Here is a 12,477-nt window from a genome sequence, read left to right as displayed (position 1 = left end):
TTACTCATTTTTACGGTTTTTATATTTCCCTGAATTGATAATGACCACATCGATATCGATCTTGCCCAGCTGCATCGTCGTTTCGGGCGGCTTGCCTTTAAGGTATGTTTGCCAAGTCTTGTGATCGTAACGATATACGGTATCATTTAAATTATACACGTCAGCCGAGATTTCAAGCCCTTTATCAAAGGTGCTTTGAATCTCTTTCTTCATTTTCTTGATAATCTCGTTCTTTATGAATGAATGGGTGACGTTTTCTCCCATTTCATCAATGAGCCCCTTAACGGTAAGCTTCAGATCATAGATGACGTTCCCATTCTTGACGGTATGGTTGACCTTGTAGTCCTGGACGTGCAGAACCAGCGTCATCACCGGCTCCTGACCTTGATAGATCGTGAGCGGGACCCGATTCATTTTTTTATCCAGATACCGCTTTCCGCAGCCTTCCTCATACCCAAGCTTTCCTTTATACTGGCTCTCATGAAAAAAATATTCTCCCCCAAGCATCATCTGTGTCGATTCTTTTCCGCCTTCCATCCAGGTTGTTCGGTTCGTCGTCAGCTGAGGGAGCCCGGCCGTCCTGCCCGGCTCCAAATAATTCGCTATAAATCGAAACATATAGATCGGCCTGATATCGGAATATTGCCTGTACGTGTCCAGAGGGCTCATAAGGATAGACTCGAAGGGAGACATCCCGAAAAAGGGGCTGAGGTTGAACAGTTCCTCGATCGAGCTCTCGGTGCCGTAGGCCCACACATTATATCGGATCGCATAATAGCGGCTGAGCGAGTCGGATAATTCCAGGAAGTTCACCCGCTGCAGCGCCTCCTTCGTGAACACAACCGACGTGACATGCCCCCAGAATACCGGAAACTGCTCGGATCGATACAGCATAAATACCGCATCAGTCAGCGTTTTTCCGCGCGCCGTTCCGATCACAATCGGCTTTTTCTCCAGGGACTGCCCCTCCAGCTTGCCTATATTGCCGAAATTCAGCATTTGCGCATACAGGATGTACTCATCCTCCTTGTAATCGATGCCGATGGATGTAGCATACTTGGAGAACGTAATTTCCCGGTGGTCCCAACACCCCGCTAACAGAAGCAGCAGGAAAATCGCCAGCTGCAGCTTGACATATATCTTCCATACTTTCATCTGTTCCCTCCTACTTATGCTTCAAATGTTTCGGTTTGCCTCCGATCCATTTTTGCGGAACCTGCAGGACCGCGCGAACAACGTCTTTAAAGTTAATCGGAGACAGCGGCGCGAGATAAGCCACGCCATAGGATGTCAGTGTAGAAAGATAGACGACGACAAAGATGATCGAAAGCATAAAGCCGAACATGCCCAGAATGGAGGCCAGCAATACCGTAACGATGCGCAGCACACTGACCGTTCCCGACAGTGCTTGGCTCACCAGCGTCGAGCCTGCCACTACAGAGATAGCAACAATGACAACCATCGTCGGCGAGGTCAACCCTGCTCGGATTGCCGCATCCCCGATAATCAGACCGCCGACAACCGTAATCGACTGGCCCAGCGGCGTCGGGAGGCGAAATCCGGCTTCCCTGAATATTTCAATCAGACCCAGCATGAGCAGCACTTCCATCGGAATGCTAAACGGGATCCCCAGCCGGGATAATCCGATCGTTGCCAGCATAGGAAACGGGATCTGGTCTTGGTGAAACCCGGTCAGCGCTACGTAGAAGCTCGGCAGAAAAATAGCGACAGCCAAGCTGATATATCTGAGAATCCTTCCAAATGACGAAGAGATGTAGTTAAAATGAGAATCCTCCGCCGTTTTAAGCAGCACCGATAACGTTGCTGGCGCAATAAGAGCGCCTGGCACACCATCGATTAGAATGGCAAACCTGCCCTTAAGGAGACATGACGTGATGAAGTCAGGTCGGCCTGTATAAATGCTTAAAGGAAAGACGGAATATGGATTGTCCGAGATGATTTCCTCCAGCTGATTGGCGCTGACCAATTCTTCAATGCTGTTTTGAACCCTGTTAAGCTTGGTTTGTACATTCTTCAGCGTCGCCTCGGAGATCATCTCGGTGTCATACAGCAGGCCGACCTTGGTTTTCGTTTTGTTGCCAATCGTAAAAGATTGATAAGCCAAGGTTACAGCCGGAAATCTCTTGCGAATCAAACCGATATTCGTATCGATATTTTCGACGAGGCCATCCCTCGGCCCCCGGATCGACACCTCGATGCCGCTTTCCTCCGTCTGGCGGTCATTGGTCTGTTTCGCCGGGAGATAATAGCAGTCATTCAGAGCATCAGCCCAAATCACCACCTCTCCGCCAAAAATCTTGCCCGCTATCTTCTCCAGAGTAGCTTCCTGCAAGAGCGTCACCTTTAATGAAGTATGATTCTCCAATCCTTGCCGGATCATGGATGAAGGCATATTCATCACCCGGCTGATCTCTGAAAACACATACTCGTTCAGAAACTTCTCATCGCACAGCGTCTCGCAATATATAAACACAACCTCCTCTCCCGTTTCGAACTGACGATATTCATGCACAACATCATGGCATGCTGCAAAATACTTTTTCAGTTCATCCAGCTTGAGCGTCACGCCTGCACCTCCTTCAGCGGTTTAGCAAATCGGACCAGGACGAAGATGACCAGAGTCAGAAGCAGCAGCACAGAAAACAGGACCGGGTAGTAATAACTTTTCAGCACGTTAAAAAAGACAATATCGCCGACCGGATAAATCACCGCTGCGGCGCAAATCGCAGCGATGGCCGTAAGAAACCATCGTTTTCCCTTCGAAGGAAGCAGCTCCATCATGATATAGAGCGAGAAAGCCACTCGAATGAAAGCGCCGCTGATCCATTGAAAGATAGACAAGAAATCCACATGCTCGATATAGCTGCCAATCCGGACCAGACGCCACTGCTCAAAGGCTGGATTACGCTGCAACGCGGATTCCACCGGACCGAAAGCCGCAATCGCCCCCATGGTAGGTCCTAGCGCAAGACCGGCTAGCACAAGTCCTAGAATAATCATGTACCTTTTCTTCACGCTGCCCGAAATAAATTGCTGGATATACACGAAAAAGATCAACTCCAGCAATCCTGCCCCGATATAGATCACCCCTCTCCAAGCAGGGCCGGATCCGTGCTCGAATACCGGTAACAGCAGGGTATAATCCTTGTTCGAAAAATTGGCTAGCATGACAAACTCGCCGAGCAAGATAACGACCGGCAGCAGAATGCCTGAAGTAATCACAACCGTTTTTAGTCCGCTTAGCGCAGAATAGAGCGCCAACGCTAAGAACAGAACTATGAGGACCCAAGGAGGCGTCTCCGGCAAATAGGAGGAGTTAGTCCAGATCACCATATCTTTCGATTCCACCACAATGATGCTGAGGAGCGTCAAGCCGGTCAGGACCGAGATCGGAACGGCAATCCATTTCCCGTAATGCTCAAGCAACCAGTCATGCATCCCGGTGTGCCGTGTCTTTTTTACGATATATCCGATAATGATAAAGACCGGAAGAAACACAACGCATGCGAGGAGAACGGTTATCCATGAGTCGCGGCCGGATACCTCCATCAGCTGGGGAATAAGAAGCACGTGGTTCACCATGCCGACGGACAGAATGAAGGTTAGCGATATTTGCAAGAAAGAGAACTGCCTTGTCGTCATCCAGTTGTCCCTCCTTGTCACAAGCATATTGAACTATATTTTTTCGCAGAAGTTCAGGTTTATGCATCCTGCAACTTGGCGCCTGCAAGATTTGAGAATAAGAAAAAGGCAGACCCGGAGAATTCTCCGGAATCTGCCTTGCATGTACTTAACGGAAACATTAACCAATACTAGAACTGTAAACAGACGCTCACACTCAATTGAACTCCCACAAGCTATTCCCGGCTGCTCCTCCAGTCGGGATAGCAGGAGACCGGTTAGAGGGAAAGCTGCATAGCTACTTAGCAGATAGACGCTTCAGCAGCTTCGTAATTTAGAAGCCTTAGGCAGCATCAACAGCTTACCTGCCGGGCTCCTGCTCCTCAGAACGGTTATGCTCATCAATTTTGCCCAACCATTGAGAGAGGCTCTCATTCTTCATCGGTCTCCCATAGAAATAGCCCTGCATGACATAACAGCCCAGCTCAGTTAGAAAGTCAATATGCTCCTGCTTCTCAACGCCTTCAGCAATCACATCCAGCTGCAAACTCTCTGCCATCAGCACAATCGCGTGGATGACCGCACGTTTGCTGGGTGAATCCAGATCGTTGGTGAACAAGCGATCCAATTTGAGAGCATCAATGGGCAGCCGATCCAGCAAGCCGATGGAAGAATAACCTGTCCCGAAATCATCGATCGATACCCGGACACCCATTCTTCGCAGGTCTTGCAGCTGCCGAATAATATCATGCACATCATGAAAGACCATCGACTCGGTAATTTCAAGCTCCAGATACTGCGCTTCGAGATCGGCCAGCTCCAGCACAGCCGGGATCAAATCCGTCAAAGTGTCAGTGTAGAAAAGCCTAACGGACAAATTAACAGAAACCGGTTGATAGATGCCCTGGTCTTGCCATGCTTTCGCCTGCAGGCACGCTTGCTCCAGCGTCCAGCTCGTCATCGGCACGATCAGTCCGGTCTCCTCTGCGATCGGGATGAACTCTCCTGGCGGGATAACCCCGAGTCTCGGGTGCTGCCATCTGATGAGCGCCTCGAACCCGTATAAGCGATCTGTTTTTACATTCCACTTCGGTTGATAAACGATGAAGAACTGTTTCTCCACCAGTGCGCGCTGCAAATCCTTCTCAAGCTCCATCTTCCGCACTTCGGTGATGCCCATCTCCTCGGTATATACACAGTGCCTGTTCTTTCCGAGCTTCTTCGCTTTATACATCGCCGTGTCGGCCGTTTTAAGCAAAACCGTACGGTTGGACTGCTGCAAAGTACCGATGCTGATACCGATGCTTGCCGTAATGTACAGCTCATTGCCGTCGATCCGGTAAACCTGCTTAATCGTATGTAAGATCTGCTTGGCCAAACATTCAGCCTGCTCCTGAGTACACTGCTCGGCAATAATCAAAAACTCATCGCCGCCGATTCGGTAAGCCTGCCGCTTCTCGTCGACAAACTGACGAAGCCTGAAGCCTGCCTGCTGAACAAGCAAATCGCCGACATCATGGCCAAGCGTATCATTAATCGCCTTGAACTGATCAAGATCAAGAAAGAGAACCGCTACCTGTTTTCCCACATTCCGTTCGAAGTATCGGTTCATTTCATTGCGATTGGGCAATTGTGTAATCGAATCCTGATAGGCCATCTTCTCCAGTACATGCCGGTCAAAAAACATCGCTCCCCATGACACCAGCAATATAATGAAAATGGTCACACTTACGCCGTACAGCAAAAACATATCCACACTGTCTGTTGATTCAACCATCATGCCGGCGTGATGATGGAAGCTGGCAGCTTTCATGCCTGTATAATGCATGCCGCAAATTGCAATGGCCATCACGACCGCCGAGACCCATTTCAGCCAGCTGGCCGATGGTTGATTCCGGAAACGCAAAAACAAGAACAAAGCAGCGTAAGAAGCGGCAAAGGCGATAAGGGCCGATAACACCCATAACCCCGTGTGATAAGTAATGTCTGCATGCATCACCATCGCTTCCATCCCGACATAATGCATCGCCACAATACCGCTGCCCATCACAAGGCCGCCGATCGCGATTTTATACCAGTTGATATTTTTCGGTATGGTAATATAAAAGGCAATAAAAGAAGAAACGACACTTGCCACCATGGACAGCAAGGTCAGCCATATATCATAAGCTACCGGAATGTGCAGGTGAAAGGCTAGCATCCCGACAAAGTGCATGGACCAGATCCCGCTTCCCATGACCAGGGCGCCGGCTAATAACCAGAAGAGCCTGCTTTTTCCCTTCGCGTACGAAATCTTTGATGTAATGTTTAGCGCGAAATACGATGCCACAATCGCGATGATGGCTGAAAGAGCGACAATATATAGGTTATAACTGCCGTTCACCTCCACTGATCTCATCCCCAATCTATTAACGGCTAGAAGTGACGTACCAGTAACTTGCTAGCTATGGCCGCCAATACGTCCATCATATCATTAAACCGTTACCCGTCAATGGACTTCAATGTTAGATAACGGAAAAATATAGTCGATTGATGACAATACACATCAACCCATGCCAACTCCTCTGCTTTCTTGTCGAACGGCTAAACGGTCGATCGAATACCCTTTAGACTATCCCGTCCTGTCATCTGCAATTCCGCTCAGCAACTATCTATGCATCTGCATCTTTTTTAGGCCCCGCGAAGGGCCTCTCCTACGTTCGCTTCTTACGTAGATCCCGCGTTGATCTCTGCGTTGATCCCTGCGTCGATCCCTACGTTGAGTCCTACTTGGAGCCTTGCATTGAGCCTTGCATTGAGCCTTGCATTGAGTCCTACTCTGATCCCTGCGTTAATCCCTGCAATTGTTCCCGTGACAGCCCTGCCTCAGCCACCGCCCCCTTCGCCGCCACCTATCCTCTCCCCCACCCCTTTAACCATTATCCCTTTCGCTCAGGGAAGCAAGCAGCAGGAAATGTAAAAGCAAGTAACGGTCAGCTTCTAAGCTATTCAGCTAATCTGATATTCTCAAATTCAACTATTCTGATATTCAACTATTCAGCTATTCAACTTTTCAATTTGCCCTCTATTCATTTAGTCGAAAGTGGTTTGACAAAAATCAAACGAAATAAGACGTTTTAATTAATCTTTTTCGGTTGATTAAGGAACATATGTTTGGTATAATGAAATAAATGGAACACAAGTTCGGTTGTCACTATTATCTTTAGATTAGGAGCCTATGTACGTAAATTTAAATTCGGGGTGAGGGGATATGATGATCCACATTGCAACGGAGCTTCCATCTTTCCATAGCCGTTATCAGAGCGAGCAGGACTGCATCGAGGCGGTGATTGCCATGAAGTGGCCAAACGGGTTTATTTGTCCGCGCTGTGATCATACCAAGTGCTGCCGTCTGAGTTCCCGGCGTATCCCCTTATTTGAGTGTGGACGTTGCAAGCATCAAACGTCGCCTTTCGTCGGCACGATCTTTGAAGGCACTCGTCTGCCGCTGCTCAAGTGGTTCATCACCCTGGAATTGTTCCTGCTTCCTGACGGCATCTCGGCGACACGGCTGAGTCAGGTGATTGGGGTTACCTACAAGACCGCGTGGTTAATGCTTCACAAAATACGCCATGCTCTCGGGGAATTTGATGCCCGCGAACTGCTCTACGGCGACGTGAAGGTCAACAGCGATCAGTACGGGCGTAATCCTGACCGCTGTACAGTTTCGCATCCGCATGCCTCGGCTGTCGTCGCTGGCTGCACGGTTGACGAGACCGGTGAACCGCAGCAGGTCAAACTTCGCCTGGTGCAGCAGCAGCGAGGAAGCGATAGATGGGCAGCACGCCGCGATCTAACCGCCTTCATTGATGAGCACGTGGACAGCCTCACATCCGACGTCAGACTGTTCCCTCAAGCTTTTCGGTTGTATTCCCCCTTGCGGAACATCGTCAGAGAAGCGTGGAAATCACTAAAAAGCACCTATGGAGCATTGGAATCGAAACATCTGCAGGCGTACCTGAACGAGTTCACAGGACGCCGCTGGCTCCGTTTGTCCGAAGCGGAAGTAACGATAGGACAGCGGTTGCTGCAAATGTGTGTGGCTGTCCCCGGCATTTCCTACAACCAGTTGATCGCCCGCCAAACGAATCAGCCCTTTGCAGCAGTAGCCTGAATGAGATGTCGGATTCTATCTGAAATCATCGTTACTTTGATGATGGTAGCTCTCGTGGTAGCTCTCGTGGTAGCTCTCATGCTAGCTCCCACCATTAATGTATTGTCCAAAGCGTCACGCTGATCATCGTGCAGCAGTTCTTGACTCACACAAATCATCTGATTCGTCCCACTTCACCTCATTGGGGGCACATTACCTGTCTGGCTAACTTTCACCTAATCCCTTAAATCCGTCCTTGATCCGTAAGTCACTTTTCTTTAATCCTGGCATCTTGTCCTCAGGCCGTCTTAAGATCTCAATACAATCTGCCCACTTCCTACTTCCTATTTCCTACTTCCATCGCCAACAGTATGTTCTTCCTCCAAATTAGCTGTTCCTGATTACCTGATCAAACGGGATAATGGTGAAAAGCTCTCCAAACATAGGGGGCGTGGAGGGGCGTGGAGTATGCTTCGAGGAGCCAGCAGTGAGCAACCAGGAGAGCAACCAGGAGAGAGCAACCAACAGAGCAGAGAGGATTTCGCGGCGAAAGTTATGTATATAAAAACTAAAAAACTCTTCTATCCTAGATAGAAGAGTTTAAGGGTTGAAGATGAAAATGCGGTCGAGAGGACTCGAACCTCCACGGGGGGTTAGCCCACACGGACCTGAACCGTGCGCGTCTGCCAATTCCGCCACGACCGCATAATATGTTGTCCATCGCAATGGTATCTTCAGTAGTTACTTATCGCGGCGACAAGATATATAGTATCACGGCTTAACAATCGAGTCAACACTTTTTTAAAAACTTGATTATTTTCGATACTTTCGGTTAAAATAAGAACATAAGTTCTCATTAAATAAACATTTTCTATATAAAGGGTGGTGGACATAATGGCCATACCGGCTGTTACCTCGGAAGAACGCGCGCTGATCAAAAGCTATCTGCTGCTGACCTTCATTCACAAAGTATTTGAGCGGGACTGCCGGGTTATTCAGGAAAGCGGCGTATTCAAGACCCCGCAGCTCTATGTGGAAGTTGTCGGCAACGGCGCCAAGCAGGCGGCGATCCTGCTTCGCGAAGTGAAGCAGGAATTCAGCAGGCGCACCATCAAGGTGTATGACATCCGCAAGGGGAACGACGGTATTGAAGCCCGTTATGCGTGCCGAGGTTATGTCGGGTCCATAACAATCCTGTGGCCGTCCTTCCGCAAGGAGATGATGGAGCGGATGCGGGCTTACCTCGGGCTACATGCAAGCGATCCTGGTCCCGGTCAGCCGCACGCTGCTGCTGCCTCACACTGAATCAGGCCATCCTTGCCCCATACTCATGCTGAGCAGCGACAATGGCTACTTTATTATGGCAGTTCCTTCTATCGCTAAATTTATCGATAACTTTAACGATAACTTTAACGATAACTTTAACGATAACTTTAACGATAACTTTAACGATAACTTTAGCGATAACTTTAGCGATAACTTTAGCGATAGCTTTCCGAGTCTGCCTTATCCCATCGAAAAAGCCGCTCTCCCCACCGGAAAGCGGCTAATTCTTTGCTATCATCTTGATCTTGGATGCAGCGCCTCGTGCTACCTAATGCAAATTGGGCTGCACGCGCATAAGTCCCTGTGCCATGGCATGTCCAGCACTCGCTGCTGAAGCGACCGCTACTGCCTCCATGATCGCCTGCTCTGAAGCCCCCTTGGAGCGGGCCTCCTGCATATGGTACAACGTGCACAGCTCATTGTTGGCAAACAGGCTGATGCCAAGCGCAATCAGCTGCTTTGTCTTTTCGTCCAGCTCGCCTTCACGAAAGCAGACGCCTGTGAATTGATGATATGCCTCCGTCATTTCAGGCATGGACTGCTTCATATTGGTGATTTCGTTTTTATAAGCCGACACTTTATCCTGTGACAATTCCATCGCTTGTGTGCACCTCTCTCCTAATGGTCTGTTTCCCAGTATAAGATATCCGTCCATTAGCTGATCTATTCGCACAGGGGCACCGGATTCACAGTTGTACTGGGTCAGTTCTCAGACTCTCGGAAAGGTCGCTTAATTGTCCTCCAGGCGACTTTGGCGCGGCTCGCTGTACAGCTGGTAGCTGTAATTCCGGTCTAATTTCACAACGCGCCGGTTTCTGCGGCGAATAATCACATGGGTCGGGTCCCAGGCCACAACGATGCCAATCACATCGTTGCTCTCCAGTTCATCACGCACCACGCGAACCCGCTCACCTGACAGCCGAAGCTCGTCCAAACGTTCATCACTGATCATACTCATATCTTCAGCCTCCCTCACTCGTATTTCGTTTTGGTCTTAAAAAAAGACCTAAATGAGGTCATTTAGGTCTTTCGGGTATTCGGTTTCGAGCCTTTAGCGCTGGGCCGGCTCAATGCTGTCATTCTTCTCGTACCAGAAATCCAGAACCGTTGAAGACATGACACGTTTCTCTATATACTCCACCTGCTGAGGAGTGAACTGTTCTCTCCAATCGAAGGAAAGCTCCTCACACAGACCGGCAATCGTCAGCAATTCCGACCAGGCAACATAACGCTTATACCAGAAAAACTGAGGATGTTCAATCATATAGGGATAAAGATCATCGAACTCCGTATGCTTACAATCCAGAGCGCGTTCGAAATGAATTTTCGCTTCATTCAGCTTCTCAATCAGGAACGGCTCGGTTACAGGTTGTTTCCCCATGGTGCTGCCTCCTCTCTATTGCCTACTCCTTTATTATACGGCAAAATGGCCCTAGCGAAAAGTCGTTGCTTGAATTTTTAGGCTGGAATAACGCAACATGTCATGATTTTATTTACCAAAATGAACCTGTCCATTCTCCAAAGATGTGATGTCGACCAGCGATTCGACCCGAACATCCTGCTCTCTGAGCGTACGCGCTCCGGCCTGAAAACTCTTCTCGATCACCACACCGAGCCCGACCAGCCTCGCTCCGGCTCGATGTATGATCTTGATCAGCCCCCGGGCAGCATCGCCGTTGGCAATGATATCATCGATGAACAGCACCCGGTCATTCTCAGTAATAAACTGGCGAGATACCATAATGTCCGTTACGATCCCTTTCGTAAAAGACGGCACGCGTTCGCTTAATGCATCAGGATCGGCCAACAGCGTTTTTTTGCGCCGGGCAAATACCATTGGCACACCGAGATGATGTGCGGTTGCAAAGGCAACCGAGATGCCGGATGACTCCAGCGTCACGACCTTGGTCACTTCTTGCTCCTTGAATCTTTCGGCAAATTCACGGCCCATCTCCATGATCAGTGCCGGGTCCACCTGATGCGTCAACAGCGCATCCAGCTTCAGCACCTGATCCGAGAGCACAACACCCTCACGCATAATTCGTTCCTTTAACCACTCCATACGTTGACCTCCCACCCAATCCTTTGACGTAAAAGTAACATAAATCATCGGTGCCCGGCAAGTATAAACGACGTTCCCTCTCTCCTCTTCTAACCTGGCAGGGAACATTATCTTACATTAACATCTTTATACCACCCAGCGGGCCCAGTGTATATGACATATCACTCACACTGAAATAGGGACAGGTCGGAGTCATGTCCCAGCCCAGACAGGCATACCTTGTACTATAGGAACAGATGAGAGAAGCAGATACGGGGGAGGCTGGGGACGCTTGCGAAACCATTTTCGGGTATTTCAAATCGCATTTACATACATCGGAACGATCGTGGGTGCCGGCTTTGCTACCGGACGCGAAATCATGGAGTTTTTTACCCAATACGGGTATTGGGCTACCATCACGATCGTGCTCGCCACAGGGCTGTTCATTTGGCTCGGAACTAAAATCATGATTATATCCAGGCGCATTCAGGCCAAATCATTCGAAGACTTGAACAAACATCTCTTCGGCGAACGATCGGGCGGATGGATCAGCCTGTTCATGTTTGTTATTTTGCTGGGCGTCAACAGCATTATGCTGGCCGGAGCCGGCTCGGTATTTATGGAGCATCTGAACCTTAGCTACCAGACGGGGCTATTCGTGACCATGATCGGCACCTATTTTATTCTGCGCAAAGGCATTCGCTCCATCATGACGATGAACAGCTTTGTCGTTCCCATGATGCTCACGCTGTCGCTTGTCATTATATCGCAAACGATTCATTCCCCGGGCTCCTCCCGGTTCCTGACACTGACATCCGACCATCCCTTGTCCTATGCCTGGATAGCCCCGCTGCTCTACACCGCCTTCAACCTGGTGATGGCCATGCCGGTCCTCGTTCCGCTTGGCAGTCAAACCGACAGTCACCGCGCGGTAAAATGGGGAGGAATTATCGGCGGCACAGGCGTCGGATTCATGCTGATGGCAGCCCATTTCGCGATGTCAGCCCAAATGCCCGGCATATCTCAGTATGAAATTCCGATGGGCAGCATCGCCAACCAGCTTGGCCTGGTGGTGCAAATCATCTATCTGATGCTGATCTTCCTGGAAATTTTCAGCACCTTTGTAGCCAATATTTACGGCATTACCCTGTTGGTCCAGCAGCGGACCACGCTGTCGCCACGCATCATCACACTTGGCATCATGCTCTTCTGCTATATATTCAGCCAGTTCGGCTTCAGTTCGCTGTTGTCGCTGCTGTATCCAATGTTCGGAGCGCTCTGTCTGCTATGGGTGCTGCGGCTCACCTTGTTCGGCAAGCCTGCACTTCGGGAATAA

At 49.5% G+C, this 12,477-nt stretch carries 11 protein-coding genes and 1 tRNA gene; 3 read left to right on the top strand and 9 right to left on the bottom strand.

Annotation, left to right across the window (positions count from 1 at the left end; genetic code table 11):
* The 4 genes from MKX64_RS18200 to MKX64_RS18185 all read right to left on the bottom strand — a co-directional run bounded on the left by MKX64_RS18200 (position 1) and on the right by MKX64_RS18185 (position 6,040).
* The gene (locus tag MKX64_RS18200) at positions 1 to 1,155 is read right to left on the bottom strand and encodes a Ger(x)C family spore germination protein (RefSeq protein ID WP_155617667.1); all 1,155 of its coding nucleotides are present in this window, start codon (positions 1,153 to 1,155) and stop codon (positions 1 to 3) included.
* Between the two features lie 10 nt (positions 1,156 to 1,165).
* Positions 1,166 to 2,587 carry a spore germination protein gene (locus MKX64_RS18195; RefSeq protein ID WP_095264053.1) on the bottom strand — a complete coding sequence of 474 codons (1,422 nt, stop codon included), beginning with the start codon at positions 2,585 to 2,587 and terminating at the stop codon, positions 1,166 to 1,168.
* Positions 2,584 to 3,663, bottom strand: coding sequence for a GerAB/ArcD/ProY family transporter (locus MKX64_RS18190; protein WP_176475502.1), 1,080 nt, complete (start codon positions 3,661 to 3,663; stop codon positions 2,584 to 2,586). Before MKX64_RS18190 ends, MKX64_RS18195 begins: the two co-directional genes overlap by 4 nt.
* 340 nt (positions 3,664 to 4,003) lie before the next feature.
* Entirely contained in the window at positions 4,004 to 6,040 is a 2,037-nt protein-coding gene (locus MKX64_RS18185; RefSeq protein ID WP_155617668.1) for a bifunctional diguanylate cyclase/phosphodiesterase, read from the bottom strand.
* Positions 6,041 to 6,892: 852 nt separating this feature from the next.
* Between MKX64_RS18185 and MKX64_RS18180 the strand changes: the two genes are divergently transcribed.
* Entirely contained in the window at positions 6,893 to 7,795 is a 903-nt protein-coding gene (locus tag MKX64_RS18180) for a transposase (protein ID WP_095397981.1), read from the top strand.
* A 599-nt stretch (positions 7,796 to 8,394) separates the two neighbouring features.
* Here MKX64_RS18180 and MKX64_RS18175 read toward each other — a convergent pair.
* Positions 8,395 to 8,479, bottom strand: a tRNA-Leu gene (locus MKX64_RS18175).
* 189 nt (positions 8,480 to 8,668) lie between these two features.
* Between MKX64_RS18175 and MKX64_RS18170 the strand changes: the two genes are divergently transcribed.
* The gene (locus MKX64_RS18170) at positions 8,669 to 9,079 is read left to right on the top strand and encodes a hypothetical protein (protein ID WP_095264040.1); all 411 of its coding nucleotides are present in this window, start codon (positions 8,669 to 8,671) and stop codon (positions 9,077 to 9,079) included.
* 289 nt (positions 9,080 to 9,368) lie between these two features.
* Here MKX64_RS18170 and MKX64_RS18165 read toward each other — a convergent pair whose 3' ends face one another.
* The 4 genes from MKX64_RS18165 to MKX64_RS18150 all read right to left on the bottom strand — a co-directional run bounded on the left by MKX64_RS18165 (position 9,369) and on the right by MKX64_RS18150 (position 11,162).
* The gene (locus MKX64_RS18165) at positions 9,369 to 9,698 is read right to left on the bottom strand and encodes a carboxymuconolactone decarboxylase family protein (RefSeq protein ID WP_095264038.1); all 330 of its coding nucleotides are present in this window, start codon (positions 9,696 to 9,698) and stop codon (positions 9,369 to 9,371) included.
* A 132-nt stretch (positions 9,699 to 9,830) separates the two neighbouring features.
* The gene (locus MKX64_RS18160) at positions 9,831 to 10,052 is read right to left on the bottom strand and encodes a hypothetical protein (protein WP_095264049.1); all 222 of its coding nucleotides are present in this window, start codon (positions 10,050 to 10,052) and stop codon (positions 9,831 to 9,833) included.
* 99 nt (positions 10,053 to 10,151) lie between these two features.
* Entirely contained in the window at positions 10,152 to 10,481 is a 330-nt protein-coding gene (locus MKX64_RS18155; protein ID WP_095264036.1) for a hypothetical protein, read from the bottom strand.
* Between the two features lie 108 nt (positions 10,482 to 10,589).
* Positions 10,590 to 11,162: a xanthine phosphoribosyltransferase gene (locus tag MKX64_RS18150; protein WP_095264034.1), complete on the bottom strand. Its 573-nt coding sequence runs from the start codon at positions 11,160 to 11,162 to the stop codon at positions 10,590 to 10,592.
* A gap of 271 nt (positions 11,163 to 11,433) precedes the next feature.
* On the opposite strand from MKX64_RS18150, the gene MKX64_RS18145 reads away from it, so the two are divergent.
* Positions 11,434 to 12,477, top strand: coding sequence for a YkvI family membrane protein (locus tag MKX64_RS18145; RefSeq protein WP_095264033.1), 1,044 nt, complete (start codon positions 11,434 to 11,436; stop codon positions 12,475 to 12,477).

The sequence above is a fragment of the Paenibacillus sp. FSL M8-0334 genome (assembly GCF_038000405.1).
In the GTDB taxonomy this organism is placed as follows: domain Bacteria; phylum Bacillota; class Bacilli; order Paenibacillales; family Paenibacillaceae; genus Paenibacillus_AQ; species Paenibacillus_AQ campinasensis.
The sequence above is the reverse complement of the archived record's forward strand: the minus strand, read 5'-3'. Positions and strand labels throughout refer to the sequence as shown.